The sequence below is a fragment of the Marivirga sericea genome, from assembly GCF_900177665.1.
Taxonomy (GTDB): Bacteria; Bacteroidota; Bacteroidia; order Cytophagales; family Cyclobacteriaceae; genus Marivirga; species Marivirga sericea.
The window spans coordinates 62,952-89,082 of record NZ_FXAW01000008.1; the positions used below are offsets into that span (position 1 = coordinate 62,952).

Sequence of the window (26,131 nt, forward strand, 5' to 3'; positions counted from 1 at the left end):
TATTGGGAAGCCACCTAAGAAAATAGGTAAGATAAAAATTTAGAAATTCCAGTAAACCAGCATAAATAATAATTAATTAACCTAAATAAAACGAAAAATGAAAAACACCTTTTTATTGATTTTAGCAGCAGCATGCATATTTCTGAACAAGAAGCTGTATGCACAAGAGAGCGAAGAGGTAAATACCTTATTGGATAGTAATTCAATCAATACGGAAACTATTGGTTTTTTTATTGTACCTACTGTTGGTCTTACTCAGATGGATGGAAGTACTACCTCCTTATTGAATGTTCGAGCTGGCATAAGCCTTAAAGATGAGATCTCTTTTGGAGCTTATTTTAGTACGGCTTTAAATGAAATCAATCCTGAAAGTGAGACAATAGCAAACGTTTATATGGATTATTGGACAGTGGGAGCTTTTGCAGAATATACGCTTTTATCCAAGAAAGTTTTCCATTTAAGTTTTCCATTTTACGCGGGTTATGGAGAAGTCCAAATGGATAATGAAAATGGTGATGCAGGATTGGGTGAGGCTAATTTTTTGCAAATTGAACCCTCAGCTCTTTTGGAAGTAAATTTGCATAAAAATGTGCGCTTCAACTTAGGCGGAGGGTATAGGTTTATAGGAGAAATGGACTACAGGAATTTTAATCAGTCCGACATTTCAGGACTTACGGCTTACATCGGCCTAAAAATTGGTCTTTTCAAATAGAAAAGTTGATTTGAAAAGAAGTGGCAAGTGTTAATCAATTAGCACTTGCCACTTTCATTTATGATTAGCCGATCCTGTTTAATTGCTGCTGGTTTTTGAAACCGATCTGCAGTTTTCCATCCTTCTCGTATACATAAGATCTCTTGATATGACAATATCTTATAGGGGCTAATAATACACTTCTCATGATTTCAATATATTCATAAAGCGTACTTGGTGAAATATCTAATCTACTTGCCAACTCATGTGGTTGACCGGTTGCTTTCATGCGGATGAGCTGATCTATCCTGTTCAGCTTATCCACCATTTTAGGGAATAATCTACTCATTGGTAAAAACTTTAAAATGTAACTTTTGAAATAAGATAGTTGACACTTTAGAGTCTCAAATCAGTAGGTTTCTTTGCAGTAAATATATTTTTTGAACTAATCTAAATGATTGAAAGAACTCATCAGAATGAAAGTGAAAATCAGAGGGCTGGAAGAAGATTTTTGTTGACCTACCAATGCTCTTTGTTACTTCTTTGGAAGAAATTCTTTGCGAGTGACTAAATTCCTCTATTTTTTCAGTTTCATTTTTTTCAAAGGCTTCCTGCTGATGGTAACCGAAAGGAACCAACATGATGAAAGCCAGGAAAAAGATTAGATGCCTCACAATCGAATATAATTTAGAAAAGGATAACGGAATTGTTAAATGTTGGGTTTGCTTTAAGCAAGAATAAATGATGACTCATTCTAGCTACGCCTGTCTACCGATAATGGGATTATTCAAAATTCAATGATTAGAAATAAATTAATATCTTTCGAAATGACTTTGCGTAACTTTCTTTTTCTAGGTCTATTTATACTTAGTATTTCATGTCAAAATAGAAGCCGCACGGAACAACAATATCAGCAAATTGTAGAAGAGGGGTATAATTTAGCTATTCCTAACAAAGATGTTCAAGCAGTTTTGATTTTATTTGGCGGCTATCCTGAAAGGGCAAGCGATATCAAGAGAGAGTTTGATATTATGGATAAGGCAATGAATAGAGGCGTTGCAATATTATACTCTAATTTCAATCAAAAAATTTGGCTGTCAGAAAATGAAATTGAAGCCTTAGCTCTTCAAATGGAGCAAGCACTGAAAAGACATCAGCTGCCTACCAGTAATGTATATATCGGTGGGTTTTCTAGTGGTGGTAATGTAGCATTACTGTTAGGGAATCATTTAGCTGCAAATAATGAAAACGAGAGGAATGCGAATGGCGTTTTCTTAATCGATTCACCAGTTGATTTAGTAGCTTTGTATCAAAATGCTGAAAGAAATGTTAAGCGAGATTTTTCAGTAGTTGCAATGGAAGAGAGTAAGTGGCTGCTCCAAAAGTTTGGGTCTAGTTTAGGAAGTCCAGAAACTAGTCTGGAAGTTTATGAAAAGCATTCCGTTGTAACCCTGCAAACGAGTAATATATCAAATCTGAGTCAATTGAAAAATGTCAAACTGAGACTTTATACAGAGCCTGATTCGAGTTGGTGGAAAGAAAATAGACAAGCAGATTTTGAGCAAACCAATGCTTACCAAATTCAGAAATTGTACGAGTTGCTAAAGCTCAGAGGCTTTGAAAATACCGAGTACATTCCTTCGCAACTAAAAGGATACAGAGCAAATGGTGATCGCCATCCTCATAGTTGGTCTATCGTTAATCAGGATGATTTGTTAGACTGGATTCTGAGGAGTTAGTTTATGTTTAAGTAATTAAGTTTTTCTAACCTCAATTTTTCAACCACCCCAAAACCTCCTGAAAATGATCATCCTTTGCATCTTTATGGGTTAGTAAATTAATGTGGTCATAGTCATGTTTATAGCCTTGTTTTTTACCAATTACTTTGAAGCTAAAGTTATCTTGATCCCCTATTTCTCTTAGTAAACGCCTGCAGTCAACAGGATGGCCGATTTGCTTGTCATTGGCACCTGTTATGGACAAAATAGGAGGTAGGTTTTTACTTCGTAGAGCCGCTGCATAATCAAAACCATCTCTAAGGTCTTTCCAGTCTCGGGAGCGCACCCATTTGTTCACTTCTAGAAAATAATCTTTGGCTTCATCGGCACTGCCTATTTTATATTTTCTGGCGGGTAAATAGCCTTTAGTTTTAGCTAGGAAAGTGCAGTAGCCAAACCATAATAAATCTACTATTAAAAACTTTTTAAGGTTGCGGACTCTAATGTCTCTTTTGCTACCAAAAAAGGCCATTGATTTCAAAGTAGGCGCTTCATTCTTTGCTAAGTAGGCCAGTAAGTGCACGCCTCCCCAACTATGGGAAACCCAATGATCGGGTTCTTTACCTGCAATGTATTTGATTTTTGCGATGAAATCCGGAATATCTTCTTCAAAGGCAGATGCCATTCCAAAGTTGTTGTCTCGACTTGGATGTGGCTTGCTTTTACCCCTTCCTCTGAGATCGGCTACAAATACATCATATCCATTTTCAGCTAAGAAGGGCGCAAATCCCTTCCCAGATTTGGAATAGAATATTTTGCCGTCTTCTATGCTGCCGTGGACTAAAAATACTGTAGGAGCATTCTCTTTGGTATAAAATCGTTTGAGGTGAAGCTGGTAATTTTCCTTTTCAATAAATAAACTTTCTGATTGCATGCCTGAAATTATACAAAAAGTAGTAGGCATGCATAATAAAACGCAAGATTTTTTTATAACCACTAAGTTACTCTAAGACTGTCACAAAGGACACGAAGAGAAAGCTAAAGCTTTATATTTACCGCAAAAGAGGCAAAAGAAAACAAAAGGATAGCCAAAAGCTATAAAAAACTCTTGCAAAGACGCGAAGACGCAAAGTTTTCACAAAGGAAAATATGTTTTTTGTATAATTGGCTATTAGATATTTCTTTAGGTTACGAGGTCGTTGCGTCATAGCGACTTTGCGTGAATAACCTAAAAGTCTTAGACTTTCTTGTTTTCCTTTTTCCCTTTGTGAAAAGAAATAGGTGGGAAGACCCAGTTACTGATTTGGTGCATGGGGTAGCAATCCAGCAATTTGGTATTGACCTCCAATTCTAAGCCGGCATAATTTTCTTTATATTTTCCTCTGAAATAAGTGGTCAAACCATCATCGGTTCCTTTGTATGGGTAATTAAATTTTACTCTCCAAGTATCCATTTTTTCATCTATACTAGCTTTCCAGGCTTCGGCAAATTCTTGCTCTAACTTATTGGCAGGGTCAAATAAGATCCCGATTTCTGTTTTACGAACTTCTCCATTTAACACAGGCGTAAAACTATGGAAAGAGATATGAATAACTTGATGATTATGATGTAAATGCTGTTCTATTTTTCGTTCAATTTGATTTCTGTAAGGCAGATAATATTCTTCAATTAGGCTCTCTTTGACTGCTTTAGACATAATTGTAGAAAATTCAGAGAATAGTTCTTCATGTCCTAAAGTGCGATTGCATTCAATCAATAGCCGGCTAATGGAATTAGAAATGAGTTTATCATCAGCTCTTCGGCTTATATATTTCCCAATCTCTAAAGCACCTCTATCCCAACCTCTGTGACTTTTCAGAATTTCCTCTTTTCCTTTAAAATAGGATCCATAAAGCTCGGGGATTTCATAGCCACCATGCTCGCAAGAGAATATAAACTTTGTCATGTTCTTAGCTTATAAAGCTTATTTTCGGTTAAGCAATTTACCAAAAGTTGATATTCCTTCTTAATATTTTCTGCAGACCATTTTTGTTCTTTTAGATTTGCTAATATCCTTTGAGATAGGTTTCCATTTTCTAAAATGTAATTGATGATTGCTTCTTTCTCTTCTGATATATAAACATGTTTTAAAATGTGCTTCCAGATTTTTTCAATGGTTACCTTTTCCTCCTGATCTAAATCGAAGATTCGAAGATATTCTTCATTCGAAATGATATTTCGCCCACCTTTTTCCAGTGCTAATCGGTAAATATCATAGAGTTCATACTCGTCAATCGGATCGGATTTTTTTACAGCAGGAATGATGAATTTCAAAGCTTGCACCACAAATTCTGCTAATGCAATATCTGCAGCAGGACACTCTTGTAAATCTATAATACGAATTTCAATCGCATTTCTGTCAAAACGAGCGATGGCACCTCTTGAATTTAACCATTCTTCTTGTAAGCTGCTATCCTTATCAAATGGAGCAATGTCACGATATATTTTATTTAATATCTTCCCCTCATAATCTGCTTTATTTTGTACAGATTCTGGAATCACCTTTCCTGTAATGGATGGAACTCTCTTTTGGTTTTGTTCATAGAATGCCAAGCGATTATCTAATACTTCAGATTTTTGTCCATCGAAAATAGGAGAAGAAGCAGATAAGGCCGGAATTAAAGGCATAATGAGTCTAATCGCTTCATGGAGTACATAAAACTCTTCATCGTTTGCGAAGGGAAGATTAATATGCATACTCTGCAAATTTCCCCAGCCATGGCCTTTGCAGTCAAATATTTGATTATATCTGCTATATATTTCATTTCGCTCGTGGGGCCAAAGCTTTACATCTGTCATTGGGTTGAAGAGCGGGTGCATTGCAGTTGGCATTAACTGACAATCCATTTCCGCTAAAATCTCATTGATTTCTTTAATATTGTCATGAAAATCTTGAGATAAACCCTCTACACCAGGCATAGGTACGGTGGTTTTCAGTTCCAAGACATGCAAAACCAACTCATTGGACCAGCTGATGTTTCCATTGTCTAGTTCATCGGTAATGTGGCCGATTTTCTTTAAAATGAGTTGATCAGAAATAGGAGCAGGCATTAGCGTTTTACGGTTTACAATCATGTATTCCAGCTCAATGCCGATACATTCGAAAAGGGAATAGGTTTTGGTTGGATTTATTGCGCCCATTTTATTTTATATAATTTGTTTATTCTATGTTTTATAAAAGGTACTTTTCCAAGTTTAGTTGGATAACGCACCCAAGTAAATCAGTGCGTCATTGCGAGCGCATCTAAGCAATCTAATTTAGCAGATAGTGTCTAGCTATAGATTGCTTCGGTCGTTTCTCCCTCGCAATGGCGGTATTTGCTGCTGATATTTAAGTAGTTCGCCTTAATTAATACTTATTTGCTTAGATTTTTGAATGCGATTCAAGAACACATCCATCATTTTACTGTATAGCTTTTCTTTCAATACAGCATCTTCCACGCCCGTATCGATATTGGGATTATCATTGATTTCAATGACAAAAAATTTATTGCCTTTTTGCTTTATGTCCACTCCGTAAAGACTTTCACCTATAAGTTTGGATAATTTTTCAGCAGTTTTAATCAAAGCAGGTGGTGCTAATTCCACCGGCATGGTTTCCACCTTTCCGTACTGCCCGTTTTTATTCCAATTGACGATTTGCCAATGTTCTTTGCTCATATAATATTTGCAAGCATAAATCGCTTCTCCATTAAAAACACCTACTCGCCAATCGAAATCGGTTTGCAAAAATTGTTGCCCAACGATCAAGTCTGATTTCTCTAACAAATCCGCTACTTTCTTTTTAAATTCTTCCATATTTTCAGCTTTGCTCACACCCTGACTGAATGCGCTATCAGGTTGTTTCAGAATGATAGGAAAGCCCAAAATATCAGGGGCTAGTTGAATATTTTCCTTATGGATGATCAGTGTTTCGGGTGCATCAATTTGGTGCATCTTTAGCAATTCGGCTAAATATACTTTATTGCTACATTTAATGATACTTTCCGGATCATCAACCACCACCAAACCTTCGGCTTTGGCACGCTGTGCAAAGCGGAAAGTATGATGATTTACAGCTGTTGTTTCCCTGATGAATAAGGCATCATAGGAAGAAAGCGTACTGTAATCGTCCTTAGTGATTAAGTTGGCCTGAATTCCTTTCTGATTAGCAGCTTTGATGAATTTTTGTAATGTCTTTTCTGAACTTGGTGCAGTTTTCTCCTTTGGGTCCCATAATATAGCCATAGAATAGGCAGAGGAAGTTCGCTCTGGAACTGTGAATTTCTTAGCTTCAAAATATTTTTTGGTTGCCTCTTCTACAAATGCCCCATGGTCTTGAGGAATGTCGCCAGAAGCTATAGGTGTAATATTTTGAATGGTCCATTTACCGTCTCTCATGGTGAATTGAGCGCGGATAAATGGAGATTGAAACAGGTTAAATAACTGCAAGCTCAAAGCATCATATTTCTTGGAAAGATTTTTACCGAAATATATGCTCAGCGTAAATTTTTCAGATTTTATATCTTTTAATGACTTCTGGATTAATGAATCCAATTCGGTAGATAAAATTTTCACAACAGGGGCTGATTTCATTTCCTGAATAGTTTCAATACTCGGTATAGCTTTATGCTTTCTAGCAGCCGCCAACAAGGAAACATAATAGCCCGTATTTTGATATTTATAATCTCTACAAAGATTAAATACTCGTGCATTTTTTAAATTTGAATAAATAGGGTTTGTCAGGTATTGCTTACCAGTGACAACTTCTATGTCTTTAATGTCAAAATCCCAATCTTTTAGGCTAGTGACGGTTATAATAATCTTCATTTGTTTATAATCAATAGGTTGGCGTCATAAGTAATTACCCCTAACAGAATAGCGCAAATTAAATGGTCAATATTTACTGAATACAACTGTGAATCAAACGGATTTCCATGCAGAGGATCTGCTACTTGCACACTTTTATTTTCGTAATTAATTCCACTCAATACCACGAAATGACCAGAAGGTTGACCCTTAATATCATCATATAAAATGGGGTCCCCATACTCTCTTTTTTCATTGTAAAGATAAGTAGCACTCAAGCCTGTTAAAATAGGGATGTCCTGAATTAAGTAGGAATATAATAGATCTTTATTTAGTGTTTTGTAGGTGATTGTCCCCCCATTTTCTAAAAATTGGATATAAGCTAAAGAAGCCTGTTTAAACTTTGGGGCTTTTTTATACTTTAGTTGTTCTTTTAATTTTCCAACTAAGTTGATGTTGTCATCTTGAAACCAACTTGGATCAAAAATCTTCAGATTGAAAGTTACGATTTCAGCTTTGAATCCTCTCTTCAAAGCATCTATGCCAAGCATTACGGCCAAAGTTCCCCCCTCTTCCAGATATTCGATAGAGTCGATTACTTTTTCTAAGCTGATGTTTTCGTTAAAATATTGATAAACAGCATGTAAACTTGTAGGGCCACAAGTGCTGTCAGTGGGTTGTCTGGATATATCCAGTTGGAGTATGTTATTTTTCAATTTATGTATTAAAAAGTAACTCGATAACGCTAGATTCTAGGATTAGTTTCTTTTGATTAGATATTTTTTCCAGTTTTTAAAATAAATTATATTGTCTTGATTATCAGTGATTAACACTTTCTATTTCCTTATGAAAATATAGCTGATATATGCTATGAAGATTGCTAGAAAAAGTATCGCTTCCCAGCGGTCGAGTTTTTTGCTTTTCAGCGTGAACATGAAGATAAATAACAAAATGGATCCTCCGATTAATACATAAAAATCGAAATTCATTTGTGTATTGAAATTCAAGGGTTTTACGATTGAATTGATTCCTAATATAAAAGTCAAATTAAAGATGTTGGAGCCGATGACATTGCCAATGGCAATATCTGCTCTATTACGATAAGCAGCAACTGCGCTGGTGGCTAATTCCGGCAATGAAGTACCTGCCGCTATTATCGTTAAACCGATTAACTTCTCACTTAAATCAAAGCTTCTAGCAATATCGACTGCATTATCAACCACCAATTTGCCCCCAATCACTAAACCGGTGAGCCCTCCTAAGATCATTAGCAATGTTACCCAATGACTATGAATTGGTGTTTCATCAGGCAGATCCAAGGTGTGGTTGTTGTGTTTTACATTATAAAATACATAGAAGATAAACGTGACAAAGAGTAGCAACAGGATTATTCCATCTATTATTCCAGAACTATTACGATCGCCTCCAAGGAAAAAAGTATCATTTACTAAAATGAATAAGACGATGACTAGCCCCATACTAAAGGGAATTTCTTTCCAAACTGTTTCAGATTGAACAATTAATGGTCGGATAGCACCAGCAATTCCTAAAATAAGGAAAAGATTAAAAATATTACTACCAATTAAATTACCAAAAACGACATCATCTAGACCTTGCGAACTTGATACTAGATTAACCACTAATTCAGGCGCAGAGGTGCCCATGGCCACTATTGTTAAACCAATTGCAATTTCTGAAACATTGAATTTTTTGGCAAAGGAGGAAGCTCCGCTAACCATGAAATCAGCGCCTTTTATTAAAAGTACAAATCCTAATATGATGAATACCGTATCTAGAAATAGTTCCAAATTGTAATATTGTATGTTGGCTCATCAAGTTAGCATAAGTATTGCTAATGGGAAACAGGAGGTTTGAAAATTTATCAAAATAGTGTAATTATTCTTATTTTAGATTCTGAAAATAAAATTTAATAAAAATGTAATATTATGGGAAAAGGAGATAAAAAAACGAAAAAAGGTAAAATCTGGATGGGAAGTTTCGGAAATACGAGGCCAAGACCAAATGCCTCTTCTGATAATTCGATAGCAAAAGATGCAAAACCTAAGGCTGAGAAAAAGGAGGCACCTGCTAAAAAAGCAAGTACAGCTACTAAAGCTGCAACAGCTAAAAAAACAACAGCAAAGAAAAAAACTGAAAAAGCTGATAAATAATTTTGCTTATTTGAAATTGCCGTTTACATTTGTGCAAATGCAAAAGCGAAATACAAATATCATCTGGTGGTGGCCTTCTAATATTTAGAGGACAGCATTGGTATATACAATATTCAAAACCTCGCTGTCAAGTGAGGTTTTTTTTTGGTCAAAATGTATTAAAAAATGATAAATAAATTAAATAACGCATGGTGGTGGCACAAGAAAACATCTGAAACTGGATGAAGGGATATGCCATGCTTAATTGCGAACAAAAAAAGGCTTACCGGACATCCGGTAAGCCTTTTTTTATGCACTAATTTCTAACTAAACCTGTCAGGTTTAGTTTTGACAATTTGAGTTTGGAAAGGAGAAATTTTAATCAATAGATTTATTAAAACCCAAAAGGTTTTAATGCCAAAACTAATAACAGATGAAAATAAAGAAATCACACATTACGCTTCCAGCAGATTCATTTACTCCGGTAGCTCTTTACCTACGATTGAGAGATCAGTTTCCTCATACTTTTTTGATGGAAAGCTCTGATTATCATACTAGAAGGAATAGCTTTTCATATATAGGAGTGCAGTCAATATCGGAAGTAAAGGCCACCAAGAATTTATTTTACACCGAAATTGAAGGGGTGGAAAAGATGGAGGAATTGAAAGATAAGTTATCACTTCCCAACAAACTTCAAGACTTCATTAATCAGTTTGAAGCGGAGGATATCTTAAAAGGAGAGGAATTTGAAGAAAGTGGATTTTTCGGGGCAACCGGCTTTGATGGTGTGCAATATTTCGAGGATATCGATTTTGACAAAGTAGAAGAAGACATTCCGTTTCTACGCTATCACTTTTATCGTTTTGTATTGGTTTTTGATCATTTTAAGGACGAGCTCCATGTATTTGAACATAAACTCGGAAAAACCTACGATTTTGATTTAGATGATCTGGTACAAGTTATTTTAAATCGCTCAGTTCCACAATTCCAGTTCAAAAAAGTAGGAGAGGAAAGCAGTAATATGAATGATGAAGAATTTTTGGAAATCATTAATAAAGGTATTGCCCACGCGCAATTAGGAGATGTTTTTCAAATGGTCCTTTCTAGAGCTTTTTCCCAGGAATTTAAAGGAGATGAATTTACCGTTTATCGTGCTTTACGTTCTCTTAATCCTTCTCCTTATTTGTTCTATTTTGATTATGGAGATTATAAGCTATTCGGTTCGTCACCTGAAGCACAAGTAGGCGTAAAGGGGAATAAAGCCTTTGTAAACCCCATTGCAGGAACCTACAGAAGAAGTGGGGATGATGGTGCAGATGCAAAATTAGCTGAAGAACTATTGAAGGACGAAAAGGAAAATGCCGAGCATACGATGCTGGTGGATTTGGGTAGAAATGACTTGTCTAAGCATGGAAGTAATGTGAAAGTCGATGTTTATAAAGAAATACAGTTCTATTCTCATGTTATTCATTTGGTGAGTAAAGTGACGGCTGATGTTCCCGAAAAATCAGCGGTGAAACTATTGGCTGATACCTTTCCAGCAGGAACTTTGAGTGGTGCCCCAAAATATAAAGCATTGGAATTGATCAATAAATACGAACCAACAGGAAGAGGTTTATATGGTGGTGCAGTGGGTTTAATAGGGTTGAATGGAAATTTGAATCATGCTATTGTGATTCGGTCATTCATTAGCAAAGGTAATAAGCTCAATTATAGAGCAGGGGCAGGAATAGTTGCTTTATCTAACCCGCAAAGCGAATTGCAAGAAGTGCACAATAAACTTTTTGCTTTAAGGAAAGCCATGGATAAAGCAGAAAATCTATTTGATCAACATCAAAAATAAGAGAAGGAAATGAAGATATTATTACTCGATAATTATGATTCCTTTACATACAATTTGGTGGAGGTCATCAGACAACAAAATTTAGGAGTTGAAATAGATGTTATCAGAAATGATAAGATTTCGGTCGAAGAGGTGGCTATTTACGATAAAATCCTCCTCTCACCCGGACCGAGTGTTCCTGAAAATGCAGGTATTATGCTAGACTTAATAAAACGTTATGCTTCTAAAAAACCTATACTGGGAATTTGTTTAGGCCATCAAGCCATTGGGCAAGCTTTTGGAGGTAAACTTTTAAACATAAATCCTGTTTTGCACGGAATTCAAAGTGAAGTAAAGTTGGATTCTCATTATCTCTTTGAGGGAGTTGATCAAAATATTAGCATCGGAAGATATCATTCTTGGGTAGTAGCTGATGAAGATTTTCCGACAGAATTAAAAATATTAGCACGTTCTGAAGACGGTCAGATCATGGCGGCTTGCCACAAGGAGTATGATGTGTGCGGATTGCAGTTTCATCCTGAGTCGGTGATGACACCGGAAGGTAGCAGGATTTTGAGAAATTGGATAGAGAGAGATGGAAGTAGGAAGTTGGAAGAGGGAAGTTGGGTGTAGGCTGTGGGGTGATGGATGATTAGGTCAGTACCGAAGGTCAGACCGGGGTTAGCTTTAAACTGAAAATATGATTGAATTAAATAGTTGGAAAATGGAAGTTGGAAGAGGGCAGAAGGATAAGGGGTGATGGATGAAGGAAGATGTGAGAACAGAAAAATAATTGAAATAGCTAGATATAAGATAAAAACAAATGAAAATAGAATAGAGATATCTGAGATTAAAGAATAGTCTAATATCTAGATTCTAGGATCTAAAAATCTAAATTAAAAATGAAAGAACTTATAAATAGATTATCACAGTACAATACCTTAACCAAGGAGGAAGCCAAAGCAATTTTCTTAAGAATTGGCCAAGGGGAATTTAATAATTCTGAATTAGCAGCTTTTATGACGCTTTTTATGATTCGACCTGTGACGGTGGAGGAATTAAGCGGTTTTCGTGATGGCTTGATGGAATTACGTGTACCTCTTGATTTATCGGCATATGACGGTATGGATCTTTGCGGTACAGGTGGTGATGGTAAAAACACCTTTAATATCAGCACCATGTCAGCATTTGTGGTAGCTGCATGCGACCAAAATGTAGTAAAACATGGTAATTACGGAGTTTCTTCAAAATGTGGAAGTTCTAATTTATTGGAACATTTTGGATATGAATTTACAAATGAACAATCAGCCTTAGAGCGACAATTAGATGAAAGTGGAATTTGCTTCTTGCATGCTCCTAAATTTCATCCGGCGATGCGTTTTGTGGGGCCAATTCGAAAAGAATTAGGAGTAAAAACGTTCTTCAATATGTTAGGACCATTAGTAAACCCTGCAGTTCCTAAAAAACAAATGGCAGGAGTTTTTAGTCATGAATTAGCAAGAATATATTCGTACTTATTTCAAGAAACGGATACTCGTTATAGTGTAGTTTATGACTTAGAAGGATATGATGAATGTTCACTTACTGGAGAAACAAAAATATTTTCATCGAACGGAGAGAAGATTTTGAAGCCAGCTGATTTTGGATTGGAACAAATCAAAGCAGAAGAGATTTACGGTGGGGAAACAATAGAAGAAGCAGCTAAAATATTTACAAACATTTTAAAAGGTGAAGGAACAAAGGCTCAAAATTCAGTGGTTTATGCCAACAGTGCCTTAGCTCTACAAGCAGCTGGAAAATATAGCTCTTTAATCGAAGCAGGCGAAGCAGCCAAAGATGCCATTGAATCCGGAAAAGCTAATGAAGTATTTAAAAAATTGATTAATAAATAAAATCTAGATTCTAGACTCTAGAATCTAAAATCTAAGGAAAATGAACATATTACAACAAATAGCAGAATATAAAAAGGCAGAAGTAGCAGAACGTCAAAAGCTCTTTCCAGTGGAATTTTTGAAGCAAAAGCTATATTATAAATCAAAGCCTGTTAGTTTGAAATCATACATTACTGATGCCAGCAAAACAGGAATCATAGCTGAGATTAAAAGGAAATCTCCTTCTGAGGGATCGATTAATCAGCATATTTCAGTAGAGGAAGTTTCCATCGGCTATATGCAAAGTGGAGCAAGTGCCTTATCAGTTTTAACAGATGAACCCTCTTTCGGTGGCAGCTTAAAAGATCTTGAAATTGCTCGAAAGTTTAATTACTGTCCGATTCTTCGAAAAGATTTCATGTTGGATCCCTACCAGGTATATGAAGCCAAAGCCCATGGGGCGGATGCTATATTGCTAATTGCAGCCATGATTGATAGAACTTTATGTCAGGATTTGGCTGCACTTGCTCATGAGTTAGGTATGGAGGTTTTGTTAGAGGTGCATAGTCAGGAGGAATTAGACAGCCATTTGGGAAATTATGCTGATTTGGTAGGAATTAATAGCCGAGATTTAAAGAGCTTTGAAACGGATTTAAATCTCTTGGCTTCTTTAGTTGATCAGGTTCCAGAAGGAATTGTAAAAGTTGCAGAAAGTGGCCTAAAAACTCCAGAAGATGTAGTTAAAATGAAAGAAATAGGCTTTCAAGGCTTTTTGATTGGTACTACCTTTATGAAAAGTAGTCAGCCTGCCAAAGCCTGTCAACGGTTTTCTCAACAAATAAAAAGTGCATTAGCAAGCAAAGAATTTGTAAAATAGTATAAATCTTAAAATCAAAACCTTCAATACCATGCAAAAGCATAAAATTAAAATCTGTGGAATGCGGGATGTGGAAAATGTCAAGCAAATATTGGGGTTAGAGCCTGATTATTTAGGGTTTATTTTATTTGAAAAATCTTCTCGTTATGTCTCCAAAGCACAAATGAAAGAGCTCATCAAACTTAATTTTGGAGAGACTGAAACAGTGGGGGTTTTTGTGAATGAGAGCGTTGAAAAGATCTTAGCTTATGCAGATGAAGGATTTTTTAATGTAGTCCAGTTACACGGTACGGAACCTCCAGAAACAGTGGTAGCATTAAAAGAAGAAGGTTTAGAAGTGATTAAAGTGTTTTCAGTAGATGATGATTTTGATGCTAAGGTTTTAAGTAAATATGCTGAGGCTGATTATTTCTTATTCGATACGAAGGGAAAATCACCAGGAGGAAATGGCATCAAATTCAATTGGGAAGTATTGGAAAAAAGTAAAATAAAAAAGCCGTTTTTCCTTAGTGGAGGTTTAGAAGTAAAGGATGTAGAGTTGGTAAACAGTCTAAGTTTCAAAAACCTTTACGCTCTAGATTTCAATAGCAAGTTGGAAACGGCCCCGGGATTGAAAGATTTGGAGAAAGTTAAAGAATTATTAAAGCCCCCTAACCCCCAAAGGGGGAATGGGTGAGTGCTAAATTACATTTAGGTCGCACCGAAATGGCGAGAAAATGTTGGAAGTGAGCAAATAGAAGACAGGTGATTGAGACTTAAACTTAAAACCTGTTACTTACTAATAAAAAGAGAAATAATTAGAAATATACGGTGAATATCTCTGTACTAGATACTAGATACACACTAGTCAATACTAAAGAAATGGAAATTAAAATAGATGAAAACGGATATTACGGAGAGTTTGGAGGAGCTTATATTCCTGAGCTTTTGCATCCGAATATTGAAGAACTGAAAAATAATTATTTAAAAATCTCAGCCGATCCCGAGTTCCAAGAGGAATTTAAAGCTTTGCTGAAAGATTATGTTGGTCGACCAACTCCTTTATATCTAGCAAAGAGACTTTCAGCGAAGCATGGCGCTAAAATTTATTTAAAACGTGAGGATTTGAATCACACCGGAGCGCATAAAATTAATAATGCTATTGGGCAAGCTTTATTGGCTAAGCGATTAGGTAAAAAGAAAATCATAGCGGAAACGGGAGCAGGTCAGCATGGCGTGGCAACTGCTACTGCTTGTGCTTTATTGGACTTGCCTTGCAAAGTTTTTATGGGAGTGAAAGATATGGAAAGGCAAAAACCAAATGTAGAACGCATGCGGATTTTAGGAGCCGAGGTAATTCCCGCTACTTCTGGTTCCAAAACCTTGAAAGACGCCACCAATGAAGCTATGCGCTTTTGGATCAATAATCCTGATGATACACATTATATTATAGGTTCGGTAGTGGGACCGCATCCTTTCCCAGATATGGTGACGCGTTTTCAGTCTGTTATCAGCGAAGAGATGATGGCGCAATTGCAGGAACAAGAAGGGACTAACGCGCCAGATTATGTAGTGGCTTGTGTAGGAGGGGGTAGCAATGCTGCAGGAGCTTTTTACCATTACTTAAATAATGAAAAGGTGAAATTGGTTGCTGTAGAAGCAGCAGGACATGGTTTGGATAGTGGTGAAACAGCGGCTACTACTGCCAGAGGAAGTTCAGGAGTGTTGCATGGCTTTAAAACATTGCTCATGCAATCAGAAGATGGACAAGTAACAGAGCCCTATTCAATCAGTGCTGGATTAGATTATCCTGGGATTGGACCCCTACATGCACATCTATATGCAAGCAAAAGAGGTATTTTTAAATATGTGACTGATAAAGAAGCCATGGATGCAGGAGTGGAGCTGAGCAAATTGGAAGGAATTATTCCAGCAGTGGAAACCGCTCATGCTTTGGCCGCATTAGATCAGTTTGAGTTTAAGAAAGATGATATAGTGGTCATTAATCTTTCTGGAAGGGGAGATAAAGACTTGCAGACTTATATTAACTTTGGCAATTATTAATTACGAATTATGAATTTTTTAATTACGAATTTGGAATTGAGGATGACGTATCTGTCATGGTCTTGATTCTAGGTTCTAGACTCTAGATTCTAAAAAGAAATGACAAATAGAATTGAACAGATATTCCAGGAAAAGGATAGAGAAAAGCTGACCATTTATTTCACGGCAGGCCATCCTAAATTGGAAGACACTACCATCATCTTAAAAGCTTTAGATAAAGCTGATGTAGATATTATCGAAATAGGAATGCCTTATTCAGATCCCTTGGCAGACGGACCGACTATCCAGCAAAGTAGTATGAAGGCCTTGGCCAATGGAATGAATTTGGACAAACTATTTGAGCAATTAGCCGATTTAAGAAAACTTACGGATAAGCCGGTATTTATCATGGGTTATTGTAATAATGTTTTAAAATACGGAACTGAAAAATTCTGTAAGAGATGTGCGGAGGTAGGGATAGATGGTTTGATATTGCCTGATATGCCGATGCATGAATTTAAATTACAGTTTAAGCCTATTTTTGAAAAGTACAAATTGAAAAACGTATTTCTAATTACTCCGAAAACGTCCGAAGAACGAATTCGAGAAGTTGATGCGCAAGAAGGGGGCTTTATTTATATGGTGAGTAGTTCAAGCACCACAGGGGGCAGTTGGGGAGATAGTCCGGAGCGATTGGACTATCTGAAACGGATCCAAAAGATGAATCTAAAAACCCCAAGAATGGTGGGATTCGGAATTAGTGATCATGAAGCGCTCAGTATGGTCAATCAATATGCAGATGGAGGCATCATTGGAAGTGCCTTTATAAAGGCTTTGGATGAGAATGATTTAGAAAGAAGTGTGGAGAGGTTTATTGGAAAGATAAAGCCTCCTAGCCCAAAGAAGGCTCCCTAACCCGCCAACTGGCGGGGGGGTGTCAGTATCTGAAACGTGCACTTATAACCTAAAACTTATAACGATTAAAAAATATAAACAATCTAAAATCTAGGAACAGCACCAAAAGTCTTGACTCTAGATTCTAGACTCTAAAAATCTAAAATATGATTTTACAATTAGAAAAAAACATAAACAACATCCAAAAAGAAGATCTGATCTCCTCTTTGGGAAAGTTCACCAAATCAGTGAGCGAAGTGCAAACCCAAAAAGGCTTTTACTTAGTGGCCTTGGAAAAAGGTGATGTTGACATACGTGAAATCGGACATCTTTCAGGCGTAAAAGATGTGCATGTGGTATCAGATAATTACCAATTGGTTTCCAAAAAATGGAAAGTAAATCCTGCAGAGATCAAACTGCGTGATGGAGATATTATTTCTCAGAATCATTTCAATATTATGGCAGGGCCGTGCAGCATTGAAAACGAAGAACAAGTGGATGCAGTCATTGCACATTTGGTCGAAAATAATGTCAAGATTATGCGAGGAGGAGTTTATAAGCCTCGAAGCTCACCCTATTCTTTCCGTGGTTTGGGTATGGAAGGCTTAAAAATGTGGCATGACAAAGCCAAAGCTGCTGGTATCAAAATTATCACGGAGGTCATGCAGGTTTCTCAGGTAGAGGAAATGTATGATTTCATTGACATTTATCAGGTTGGTGCCCGAAACACTCAAAATTTCAATTTATTGGATGAATTAGGTAAGGTTGATAAGCCCGTAATGATTAAAAGAGGAGTAAGTGGTACCATAGAGGAATTGTTGTATTCAGCGGAATATGTTTTCAGTGGCGGGAACGAAGATTTAATTCTTTGCGAAAGAGGAATTAGAACGTTCGAAAATATGACACGCAATACATTGGATATTAATGCTATCCCGGTGTTGAAAGATCGTTCACATTTACCAGTGGTGGTGGATCCCTCTCACGGAATTGGCATAAGAAAACATGTTGAACCTATAGCTTTGGCAGGGATCATGGCGGGTGCTGATGGAGTAATATTTGAACTGCATCCAAATCCTGAAAAAGCGATGAGTGACGGACAGCAATCATTATATTTTGAAGAAAGTGCAGCTATGATTAATAAAATGAAGAAAGCGTATGAGCTGAGAGGGGAGTTGAATTAATCCTGAATTACATTTTGCTTCCTATATGTAATGGGAGACGGAAGAAGTTCTTCGGTTTTCAATTAGGTATTTGTAAACTAATTATATAATTTTAAGTTTTTCTGTAACGGTGTTTTGCAATAAAATCTATAAGTAGATGTTTTAATTGATATGTTTTTTCGAATCTTGCATTTGTATGTTGTTAGACAGCAATGTTGTAAGTGTAGGAAATAAAATATTCTATCGAAGAAAAATGCAACTACACCGAAAAAAATAGATCAAAAATTCATTGTATTTGTTTTTTTGTATTAAAAATTACGTATTATTGTAATCGAATACACGAAAAATTACATTTAAAACTACTAAAATTAAATTTTTAACACATAACCCGCTTAATATGAAATACTTACTAAAATGCACGATTAAGCTTTCCCTAGTCTTGAGCTTTTTGTTCTTTGGATATGGGCTTCAAGCGCAGATCGGTTTAGGTGCTAGCGTTGGTGCTAACATCAATCAGTTAAACTCTCCTGGGGTTTATACAGGATTCAACGGGGGCCTTTTTGCTTCTTATGACATTCTGTTTTTAAATGCAAGGGCAGGGGTAAGCTATAATCAACTCGGTGGTTCTAGACCAAGTTACACTGATGCTCCGGCTGGTTTTGATTTCAGCACAGAATACATTAATAGGCAATTGGTCTTTCATAATGTTGAGATTCCGATTTATGTAAATGTTTACTATCCGGGTTCAGAAGAGGCAGCAATTAAACCTCGATTAACAGTCGGTTTTGCATATGGATTTAATGTAGCTACAATTGAAAAAAGAGATTATAGGCTCGTAAATAGATCTACTGGAGCTTATGCGGTATATTCCGGAGATAAAGAAAATGTAAGAGGAGATTTTGTTAACCATCATTTTGATATTGCAGGTGGTTTCGGATTTGATTTTGCATTAGAAGATGACAGAAAAGGATTTGTAGAAATAATGTACCGTCAAGGATTAAATCAAATGAATAATGTTGGATTAGGTAGAATTGGAAATGTGGGGGATGTATACACCAACAGTATCATGTTAAATTTCGGAATGACAATTTTTAACCTGTAATTTTTAACCTTAATAAATAATAATTCAAATTTTAACTTAAATCAATAATTATGAAGATCAACAATTTACTTAAAATGTTCGTGGGGGCATTGGTGATGACATTCATCATTTCTTCCTGCGCTGACGATTTTACGGAGGAGGATTTATTGCAAGCGCAATATGACCTTGCTCAACAACAAGAAGATAGAGAAAATGCACGTGAAGATTCTATTGACAATGCAGGCAAACAAGCTGCTGTTGATGCTTTGAATCGAGCAGGTCAATTATTAGATTTTTCTGTGACAGTGGCTACTGATGAAGCTGGTGTGGAAGGTGTTACTATCTCAGCTACTAATCAAGCAGGAGAAACAGCTTCAGCTACGACTGATGCTAATGGAAACATTACTTTTACAGATATTCAAATGGGTGGACATACCATCAAAATGAGTTCTGCAGATCACGTTGATTTATCTTTCGAAATTGATTTTGGAGTTCCTGAAAGAGGAGTTCACTATGAAATTATCGATGGACAAGTTATTCCAATTGAAACTTCAGAAAGTGCGCGTATCACTGCAATTCCTTTAACAGGTATGCTAACTAGTACCGTTAAAGGTAAAGTAACTTTTGAATCTGATGTAACGAATGATTCACCTGAGATTCCTCAAGGTGTTACGATTAGAGCGAACTTGACAAACGCAAGCAACATTGTATCAACTACTAACAATAATGCAAGTTTTTCAGGGTCAAATTCAAGTGCTACTAGCATTACATTTACTCAAGCTAACATTGGTTCTGCTGAAGTGGATGGTACTACTGGTGATTATCTTATGACTTTACCGGCTGTTCCGGGTCTAGGTCTTACTTATGATTTCTTAGTTCCTAATCTTGAAGCTGATGCTACAGTTGCTTATAGCTCAACAGATGGAGGTCAAACTACAGTAGAAGGTGGCGTTGCAGTTGGTACATTCCCTGCAGTTTTCGGTGAAAGCGCTGCAACTACAGGTGGAAGCGATAATGTTTACACTACTAATACTTACAGTAGTTTAAGAGCAGTATTTTCTGAGCCGGCTCCTCAAGGTGCTGGATTTACTTTAGATGTTGCAGGTACTTTCCAAAGAAGTTTAACTGCTGGTGATTATGATTTTCCAGTTGAAACAATTGGCGGTATAAGAATTAGAACGACACAAGGAGCTGGTTACCAGTCATCTCCAGTTGCAACGATTACAGGTGGTGGTCGTGTTGCTCCTGAAGACAGCGCTGAGGCAAAAGTAGGAATGGAATGGAGAAACACAGGTGCTACTCTTGCAATTAATAATGCTGGTGAAGGCTATATTGTTGGAGATGTTTTTGATATTGAAATAAGAAGAGTCGATGGTGATGGTAATGATGTTCCTTTGGCCGGCGTAGCGCAAGTTTCTGCTGAGGTTACAGCTGTAAACGGAACAGGTGGAATCACGGGTATTGATATTGATGATTTACCAACTACTGGTGATTTCTGGGATACTTGGGATGATCTTGGTACTAATGAAGTAGCTTCTATTAGAGGTTTTGAAGACGATTTCACCAACCCTGGTGGAGATGAGGATGCAACATTTACTGTAACTTATACAGGTAGACTTACTGACCTTGATATCGAAACAGGTGGAGAAGGTTATGATTCAGCGCCTACTATTACATTAACAGGTGGAGATGCTACTACAGCTGCTACAGCAGTAATTGAAGCTATGGAGTTCCAGTACCGTTTTACTCCTTCAGCTACCGTTACTACTCCATATGTTTTATTACCTGAAGATATCTATTTTGCATATACTGAATTTGTAACGGATGATCGTTTTGTAGAAGCTCCTGAGCCAATCGTTGTAAACGCTAAGCACGAAGCTGCTTCTGCTGATATCGACCTTGTTGATGGTGAGTTTGACGACTTCAGCAATATTGTGGCAGGTACTGGTTATACAGAGCCTGTAACAGTAACATTCCAAAATCTTGACGGAACTGTAGCTTCCGATGTAGAAGTGACATTGACAGGTTTTGATACTAACAGTGATGATTTAGAAATCGAATGGAGTGAAGATTTCATTATTGTCAATGGTGGATCAGGTTATACTGATGATGTTAATGACAGTGGTGCTTTAGTTGGAAACAATTTACCAATTGGTATTGGAGCTCCAGAGAATGGAACTACAATCATTAGAAATATCAATTATGGACCTGGATTCTTATTAGATGATAGAGTTCAATAAGATTTTGTAGAATCTTAGTGTATAAACCGATCCGGATATCCGGATCGGTTTTTTTATGTTTTTTTTATATTTTAATAATTTTTAGTGCTTTATGGGCAAGGATATGAATCTTGTGATTTAATAGTCGTGAGTTTGCATAAGTCAATAGCGCTAATTTTTTTGATAGCAGGGATAAAAGGGATTATCGCGTATGGTCCTTTTATAATGAATTTGATATTTGTTATCATTTAAGATATAGAAATATTTGTTAACTATATTTATATGGTTATTTTTACAGTTCAAATATTAATTGGTTCAATATGAAAAGACATTATAGAATTGAATACTTACTCGCATTACTAATTTCATCTTTTTTTGTAGTGGTCTCGTGTGACAATCAAGATCCAGGTCCTACGCCTGATATGGTGAGGCAACAAAATGATTTGCTAGAGGGCACTGACGAATTACCAGATTTTTATGTTGAACTATCTTCAGCTAGCCCAGGATCTGCCACAGTTCAGGAGGGTGAAAGTTTTGCTCTTCAAGTTCTAAATCCAAGTGAAGTTGATCAGGATATTGATGTAAACCTTTCTTTTTCTGGCGCAGGTGAATACGGAGAAGATTTTACTATATTAGGTGCTGACTTGAAAAGTGTTGATGCAGATGGTGCTATCATAACAATTTCTAAGTCATTAAAAATTGCTGAGTTTACCGTAGCCGTGCTCCGTGATGGGGTTACTGAGGGAGATGAATCGGTAACTGTTTCGCTTGAAAGTGCAACGGCCGCTGATGGAACAGAATTTACAGTAGATGAGGGCGAGCGTGAGAGGTTCTCAGCTACAATTACAATTGAAAATAATCCTACCATCGCAACGATTGCCGAATCTGAATTTGAAGTTACTGTTTCTAAAAACAGAACTGTTATTATTCCGGTAGTGCTTGATATGCCTGCTATTACTGAAACGACTTTGACTTATGATCTTACAAATGAAAGTGGTCAAGTTGGTGATTTATATAGTGATCTTACTGGAGGTTCTATTACGTTTGAGGAAGGAGAGACTGAGAAGAATATCAGAGTCTTTATAGAGGACGCAGCTTTTGATGCATGTAATGATTTAATTTTGAAAGTTAGTATCGCTGGTTCAGTGATAACTGGTGATGATAATGATGTTGAAATTAGTACCTCAGATAATGAATCAATTATTACGATTCCATTAGAGGCTTGTCCTAACCTAACGTATTGCGATTCGAAAGCTGATACACAGGCAGATGAGTGGATCCAAAGATTTGTATTAGGTTCAATTGATAACAACAGTGGAGTCAGTGGTGACTATGCAGATTTCACTAATTTATCTACTGCTCTGCAGCGAGGATCTACTGAAAACGTATTTTTTCAAGCTGGTTATTCTTCAATTCTTTGGTCTGAAGCTTGGAATTTATGGATTGATTTAAATCAGGATGGTGATTTTGATGACGCAGGTGAAAAGTTATTAAATATTTGTTGTACAGCTGATCCTAGCCTTTTAGCAACTACCATTACTATTCCTGCAAGTGCTTCATTAGGAGCTACAAGATTAAGATTCACTATGAGTTACAATGGAACAGTTGGTCCGTGTGATGATTTTACTTTTGGTGAAGTTGAAGACTATACTGTTATAATTACAGATTCTCCAACTGATGCAAATGAAACCCCAATTAACGGATCAGAAGTTATTGATCTTGGATCGGAAGATGATATTTTGTTCTTAAAGACAGATGGTGTATCCAATAGTGATAAATTTGATGTATTGATCAATAATATTGATACTTCTGAACCAATACAGATTTACAATACCGCTAATGATTTAGTTAAATCAGTGGATGCAGAGGGTGAACGTACAACCATTAATACAAGCGATTTACCTAAAGGTAACTACACAATACAAGCACAAGCTGGTGGAAAGACTGTTAGCGCAGAGTTTGTTGTAAAGTAAGAGATACTAGAAATAGTCGTGAATGACTAAATATTTTAGTCTCAAATTTAAAAATAGCACTGGAAAAAAATCTGGTGCTATTTTTTTTAGAATTTTTTATGAATTCCTTGTTTTTTTTCTGGTTGGTTCTTTGAGGTTGATAAGAGGTCTAGTGATTTGTGTTAGGCTTCAAGAATAGTCAGAATTGGGGCGGTTCAGCACCTACCTTTTTGATCCGATTTGCGTAGTTTCGTTTTGATTCTTTCCAGCAGTTGCCTAGTTTTGATTTTTACTCACAACAAATTTACCCAAATGAAAAAACTTTATTTTGTACTTATTTTACTGTTCACCAGTTTTATGAGCTTTGGTCAAACAGATTGTTCGACCGCTGTTCCCATAACAGAAGGTACCCAAACCCAACCGGCAACTCCAAATGATAATTACTATTGGTATGAGTTTACAATGCCATCATCTGGAGGTAAATTAAAAATTGGGTCACCAGATGGAACGAGGGTTGAACTTAACAGTAGCTGCACAGGATTCACGAATACTTTATATGTTCAAAGTTTTGGAGATCTGCTATATTATGATGCTGAACCAAATGAAGTTATCCTGATTGAAGTTGAGGCTGGTAATACTGAAAGCTTTGAATGGACGGTAGAAGTCCTAGATTTTGTAACTGGTGAATTATGTTCTACAGCTGTTGAAGCAGTAGAAGGTACTAATAATATGCCTTTAGAAGGAGGTGGCCAATATTGGTACACTTTCACAATGCCCGATGTTGAAAATGATATAGTGTATTTTATTTTACCAGATTTTAACTTTTCTGATATTAAAGTATTTGAAGGCGACTGTAGTAACCTTACAAATGAGAGAAATATTTTAGCTAGTTCAAATTTGGGCAATTCAAATTTTATTGCAAATCAACAATACTTTATAAAAATTGAAATTAGTGGTCAAAGTAGTTTTGATTGGACAATTGAAATTCCAGAAACCGGGGAGAGATGTTCAGTTGCTAAGACCGCTATTGTTGGGACAAACACTTTGCCAGCAACTGATTTAGAACCTTATTGGTTTAAATATACTACGCCAGCTGATGTAGCAGGAAAAAAATTACAAGCCAACGTAAAAGAAGGTGTTGAAATGATCCTTACGAAAAATGGTTGTGGATCAAGCTCAATTGTGCAAGAAAGAGACAGTTCTGTTTTTGCTTTGGATTTAGAAGCTGAAACTGACTATTATTTTAGGTTTAATAATATTGAGGGCGGTGATTTTGATTGGGAATTATTATTAACAGAACCTGATGCTGGAGACCAATGCAGTGATCCAATCGTAGCGGAAGAGGGGCAACAATCAGCAGATTTCACACCACAATGGTTTAGTTTTACAGCTACTGAGGCAGCCACTTATGAAATTTCATCTGAAGCCGAGACTAGTGATAAAGGAACAGTTTTGAAAATTTATGATAGTTGTGAAGGGACTATTCGAGCAGAGAATAATCCAAGTGGATATTCTTCCAAAGCAAAAATAAGTTTAGAGTTACAACAAGATGAGACCATATTGCTATTATGGGAGTCAGATCAATTTAATACCCAAGATGGATTTACTTGGACTGTATATAACACCTCTAGACAACAAATAACATTTAATCCTATACCTGAAAAAACCTTTGGAGATGATGATTTTGAATTATCTGCCTTTTCAACTTCAGGGCTAAATATAAGCTATAATTCTAGTAATACAGATGTAGCTTCAATTGAAGGCTCGATTGTAACTATTAATGGAGCTGGAAAAACTGTCATAACAGCTTCTCAAGAAGGAAATGTTGATAATAGTGCAGCTATTCCCGTTGAACGATCTTTAGTAGTCAATAAAGCTGAACAGGAAGTCAGCATTACAGCAATTGTTGAAAAGTTCACAACCGATGCGCCTTTTGAGGTAGAGGCAAGTTCGACTAGTGAGCTTGCATTAACTTATGAAGTGAGCGGTCCTGCGACAATTGAAGGATCTACTATCAGCTTAGATGGAACCACAGGAACGGTGGAAGTGACCGCAAGCCAAGCAGGTAATGATAATTACAATTCTGCTTCAGAGACAATCAGTTTCGAAGTGACCGAAGACCCATGTTTAGATTTTGCAGCTAGTGCTACTGCCGCTAATGTAAATTGCGCAGGAGAAGCAGATGGGACAATCACAGTTGAAACTACAGCAGGAACTGCTCCATTTACTTATAGTTTAGCTGGAGCAGAAGGAATAGAAAGCAATGAGTTTACTGAATTGACAGCGGGAGAGTATACGATTGAAGTAACAGATGCAAATGGCTGTACTGCTACCACCTCTGCTACTATCTCTAGTCCTGATGCTTTGGAAATTACAGCGGAAGTGGAGAATAGCAACAGCATTTTAGGAAATGGGAGTATAGCATTGACGGTGACAGGCGGAACAGCAGACTATACTTACAGTTGGAGCAATGGAGCCGAAACAGCATCAATCAGCGAACTGGAAGTAGGAGAATATACGGTAACTGTAACAGATGCCAATGACTGTAGTATCGAAGAAAGCTTTACGATTGGTGGTGTTACAGCTAATGAAGAAGCCTTGTCGAACGCCATTACGATCTTCCCTAATCCGGCAAAAGACATCGTTCAATTGCAGCATAGCGAAAAAGCGAAAAGCTTGAAGCTGTATGATGCAACAGGAAAGTTGTTAAATGAGATCTCTACAGAAGGAAGCAGAACTGAATTTAATGTAAGTCAGTTGCCTTCAGGTTTGTACTTCATCAAACAAGATGGAGCCTCTCCGATCTACAGATTTGTAAAAGAATAATTGAATTAGAATCAGGGCAGA

The 26,131-nt window shown here is 36.6% G+C and carries 23 protein-coding genes; 15 read left to right on the plus strand and 8 right to left on the minus strand.

What is annotated here, in order from left to right:
* Positions 1–97: 97 nt before the first annotated feature.
* Positions 98–712 carry a hypothetical protein gene (locus tag B9Y84_RS16920; protein WP_085518582.1) on the plus strand — a complete coding sequence of 205 codons (615 nt, stop codon included), beginning with the start codon at positions 98–100 and terminating at the stop codon, positions 710–712.
* Positions 713–776: 64 nt separating this feature from the next.
* Here the strand turns inward: B9Y84_RS16920 and B9Y84_RS16925 are convergent, their stop codons facing one another.
* Both B9Y84_RS16925 and B9Y84_RS16930 read right to left on the minus strand, forming a co-directional pair.
* Entirely contained in the window at positions 777–1,040 is a 264-nt protein-coding gene (locus B9Y84_RS16925; RefSeq protein ID WP_085518583.1) for a hypothetical protein, read from the minus strand.
* Positions 1,041–1,095: 55 nt separating this feature from the next.
* Positions 1,096–1,365 (minus strand): hypothetical protein, encoded by a 270-nt coding sequence (locus B9Y84_RS16930; protein ID WP_139828077.1) that lies wholly within the window; start codon positions 1,363–1,365, stop codon positions 1,096–1,098.
* 123 nt (positions 1,366–1,488) lie between these two features.
* On the opposite strand from B9Y84_RS16930, the gene B9Y84_RS16935 reads away from it, so the two are divergent.
* Positions 1,489–2,430, plus strand: coding sequence for an alpha/beta hydrolase (locus B9Y84_RS16935; protein WP_139828078.1), 942 nt, complete (start codon positions 1,489–1,491; stop codon positions 2,428–2,430).
* 31 nt (positions 2,431–2,461) lie between these two features.
* On the opposite strand, the gene B9Y84_RS16940 is transcribed toward B9Y84_RS16935, so the two are convergent.
* The 6 genes from B9Y84_RS16940 to B9Y84_RS16965 form a co-directional block, all read right to left on the minus strand.
* Positions 2,462–3,343: an alpha/beta hydrolase family protein gene (locus B9Y84_RS16940; protein ID WP_085518586.1), complete on the minus strand. Its 882-nt coding sequence runs from the start codon at positions 3,341–3,343 to the stop codon at positions 2,462–2,464.
* A gap of 303 nt (positions 3,344–3,646) precedes the next feature.
* Complete coding sequence (locus B9Y84_RS16945; protein WP_085518587.1) at positions 3,647–4,354, minus strand: N-formylglutamate amidohydrolase; 708 nt, start codon at positions 4,352–4,354, stop codon at positions 3,647–3,649.
* A complete protein-coding gene (locus tag B9Y84_RS16950; protein ID WP_085518588.1) occupies positions 4,351–5,589 on the minus strand; it encodes a carboxylate-amine ligase in 1,239 nt (412 codons plus the stop codon). The genes B9Y84_RS16945 and B9Y84_RS16950 overlap by 4 nt, the downstream gene beginning before the upstream one ends.
* A 204-nt stretch (positions 5,590–5,793) precedes the next feature.
* On the minus strand, positions 5,794–7,257 hold the full coding sequence (locus B9Y84_RS16955) for a RimK family protein (RefSeq protein ID WP_085518589.1): 1,464 nt from the start codon (positions 7,255–7,257) through the stop codon (positions 5,794–5,796).
* Positions 7,254–7,952 (minus strand): C39 family peptidase, encoded by a 699-nt coding sequence (locus B9Y84_RS16960; protein WP_085518590.1) that lies wholly within the window; start codon positions 7,950–7,952, stop codon positions 7,254–7,256. The genes B9Y84_RS16955 and B9Y84_RS16960 overlap by 4 nt, the downstream gene beginning before the upstream one ends.
* 120 nt (positions 7,953–8,072) lie before the next feature.
* Complete coding sequence (locus B9Y84_RS16965) at positions 8,073–9,044, minus strand: calcium/sodium antiporter (RefSeq protein ID WP_176223824.1); 972 nt, start codon at positions 9,042–9,044, stop codon at positions 8,073–8,075.
* Positions 9,045–9,182: 138 nt separating this feature from the next.
* On the opposite strand from B9Y84_RS16965, the gene B9Y84_RS16970 reads away from it, so the two are divergent.
* From B9Y84_RS16970 to B9Y84_RS17030, 13 genes are all read left to right on the plus strand, one after another.
* Positions 9,183–9,407, plus strand: a complete 225-nt coding sequence (locus B9Y84_RS16970) for a 30S ribosomal protein THX (protein ID WP_085518591.1) — start codon at positions 9,183–9,185, stop codon at positions 9,405–9,407.
* A gap of 412 nt (positions 9,408–9,819) precedes the next feature.
* Positions 9,820–11,229 carry an anthranilate synthase component I family protein gene (locus tag B9Y84_RS16975; RefSeq protein WP_085518592.1) on the plus strand — a complete coding sequence of 470 codons (1,410 nt, stop codon included), beginning with the start codon at positions 9,820–9,822 and terminating at the stop codon, positions 11,227–11,229.
* 9 nt (positions 11,230–11,238) lie between these two features.
* Positions 11,239–11,841 carry an anthranilate synthase component II gene (locus B9Y84_RS16980; protein WP_085518593.1) on the plus strand — a complete coding sequence of 201 codons (603 nt, stop codon included), beginning with the start codon at positions 11,239–11,241 and terminating at the stop codon, positions 11,839–11,841.
* Positions 11,842–12,110: 269 nt separating this feature from the next.
* Complete coding sequence (gene trpD, locus B9Y84_RS16985) at positions 12,111–13,100, plus strand: anthranilate phosphoribosyltransferase (RefSeq protein ID WP_085518594.1); 990 nt, start codon at positions 12,111–12,113, stop codon at positions 13,098–13,100.
* A gap of 40 nt (positions 13,101–13,140) precedes the next feature.
* Complete coding sequence (gene trpC, locus B9Y84_RS16990) at positions 13,141–13,956, plus strand: indole-3-glycerol phosphate synthase TrpC (RefSeq protein WP_085518595.1); 816 nt, start codon at positions 13,141–13,143, stop codon at positions 13,954–13,956.
* A 31-nt stretch (positions 13,957–13,987) separates the two neighbouring features.
* Entirely contained in the window at positions 13,988–14,632 is a 645-nt protein-coding gene (locus B9Y84_RS16995; RefSeq protein WP_085518596.1) for a phosphoribosylanthranilate isomerase, read from the plus strand.
* A 185-nt stretch (positions 14,633–14,817) separates the two neighbouring features.
* A complete protein-coding gene (gene trpB / locus B9Y84_RS17000; RefSeq protein WP_085518739.1) occupies positions 14,818–15,999 on the plus strand; it encodes a tryptophan synthase subunit beta in 1,182 nt (393 codons plus the stop codon).
* Positions 16,000–16,098: 99 nt separating this feature from the next.
* A complete protein-coding gene (trpA, locus tag B9Y84_RS17005) occupies positions 16,099–16,893 on the plus strand; it encodes a tryptophan synthase subunit alpha (RefSeq protein WP_085518597.1) in 795 nt (264 codons plus the stop codon).
* A 146-nt stretch (positions 16,894–17,039) separates the two neighbouring features.
* The gene (aroF, locus tag B9Y84_RS17010) at positions 17,040–18,053 is read left to right on the plus strand and encodes a 3-deoxy-7-phosphoheptulonate synthase (protein ID WP_085518598.1); all 1,014 of its coding nucleotides are present in this window, start codon (positions 17,040–17,042) and stop codon (positions 18,051–18,053) included.
* A 376-nt stretch (positions 18,054–18,429) separates the two neighbouring features.
* On the plus strand, positions 18,430–19,134 hold the full coding sequence (locus tag B9Y84_RS17015; protein WP_085518599.1) for a hypothetical protein: 705 nt from the start codon (positions 18,430–18,432) through the stop codon (positions 19,132–19,134).
* A gap of 50 nt (positions 19,135–19,184) precedes the next feature.
* The gene (locus B9Y84_RS17020) at positions 19,185–21,353 is read left to right on the plus strand and encodes a hypothetical protein (protein WP_085518600.1); all 2,169 of its coding nucleotides are present in this window, start codon (positions 19,185–19,187) and stop codon (positions 21,351–21,353) included.
* A 299-nt stretch (positions 21,354–21,652) separates the two neighbouring features.
* Positions 21,653–23,305, plus strand: coding sequence for a GEVED domain-containing protein (locus tag B9Y84_RS17025; RefSeq protein ID WP_085518601.1), 1,653 nt, complete (start codon positions 21,653–21,655; stop codon positions 23,303–23,305).
* Between the two features lie 291 nt (positions 23,306–23,596).
* On the plus strand, positions 23,597–26,110 hold the full coding sequence (locus tag B9Y84_RS17030; protein ID WP_085518602.1) for a T9SS type A sorting domain-containing protein: 2,514 nt from the start codon (positions 23,597–23,599) through the stop codon (positions 26,108–26,110).
* Positions 26,111–26,131: the final 21 nt, after the last annotated feature.

Excerpts from the sequence above, each read along its gene's own strand:
- B9Y84_RS16920 (WP_085518582.1), top strand. The coding sequence starts at position 98 with ATGAAAAACACCTTTTTATTGATTTTAGCAGCAGCATGCATATTTCTG.
- B9Y84_RS16925 (WP_085518583.1), bottom strand. The coding sequence starts at position 1,040 with ATGAGTAGATTATTCCCTAAAATGGTGGATAAGCTGAACAGGATAGAT.
- B9Y84_RS16935 (WP_139828078.1), top strand. The coding sequence starts at position 1,489 with ATGATTAGAAATAAATTAATATCTTTCGAAATGACTTTGCGTAACTTT.
- B9Y84_RS16940 (WP_085518586.1), bottom strand. The coding sequence starts at position 3,343 with ATGCAATCAGAAAGTTTATTTATTGAAAAGGAAAATTACCAGCTTCAC.
- B9Y84_RS16945 (WP_085518587.1), bottom strand. The coding sequence starts at position 4,354 with ATGACAAAGTTTATATTCTCTTGCGAGCATGGTGGCTATGAAATCCCC.
- B9Y84_RS16950 (WP_085518588.1), bottom strand. The coding sequence starts at position 5,589 with ATGGGCGCAATAAATCCAACCAAAACCTATTCCCTTTTCGAATGTATC.
- B9Y84_RS16955 (WP_085518589.1), bottom strand. The coding sequence starts at position 7,257 with ATGAAGATTATTATAACCGTCACTAGCCTAAAAGATTGGGATTTTGAC.
- B9Y84_RS16970 (WP_085518591.1), top strand. The coding sequence starts at position 9,183 with ATGGGAAAAGGAGATAAAAAAACGAAAAAAGGTAAAATCTGGATGGGA.
- B9Y84_RS16975 (WP_085518592.1), top strand. The coding sequence starts at position 9,820 with ATGAAAATAAAGAAATCACACATTACGCTTCCAGCAGATTCATTTACT.
- B9Y84_RS16980 (WP_085518593.1), top strand. The coding sequence starts at position 11,239 with ATGAAGATATTATTACTCGATAATTATGATTCCTTTACATACAATTTG.
- trpD (WP_085518594.1), top strand. The coding sequence starts at position 12,111 with ATGAAAGAACTTATAAATAGATTATCACAGTACAATACCTTAACCAAG.
- trpC (WP_085518595.1), top strand. The coding sequence starts at position 13,141 with ATGAACATATTACAACAAATAGCAGAATATAAAAAGGCAGAAGTAGCA.
- B9Y84_RS16995 (WP_085518596.1), top strand. The coding sequence starts at position 13,988 with ATGCAAAAGCATAAAATTAAAATCTGTGGAATGCGGGATGTGGAAAAT.
- trpB (WP_085518739.1), top strand. The coding sequence starts at position 14,818 with ATGGAAATTAAAATAGATGAAAACGGATATTACGGAGAGTTTGGAGGA.
- trpA (WP_085518597.1), top strand. The coding sequence starts at position 16,099 with ATGACAAATAGAATTGAACAGATATTCCAGGAAAAGGATAGAGAAAAG.
- aroF (WP_085518598.1), top strand. The coding sequence starts at position 17,040 with ATGATTTTACAATTAGAAAAAAACATAAACAACATCCAAAAAGAAGAT.
- B9Y84_RS17015 (WP_085518599.1), top strand. The coding sequence starts at position 18,430 with ATGAAATACTTACTAAAATGCACGATTAAGCTTTCCCTAGTCTTGAGC.
- B9Y84_RS17020 (WP_085518600.1), top strand. The coding sequence starts at position 19,185 with ATGAAGATCAACAATTTACTTAAAATGTTCGTGGGGGCATTGGTGATG.
- B9Y84_RS17025 (WP_085518601.1), top strand. The coding sequence starts at position 21,653 with ATGAAAAGACATTATAGAATTGAATACTTACTCGCATTACTAATTTCA.
- B9Y84_RS17030 (WP_085518602.1), top strand. The coding sequence starts at position 23,597 with ATGAAAAAACTTTATTTTGTACTTATTTTACTGTTCACCAGTTTTATG.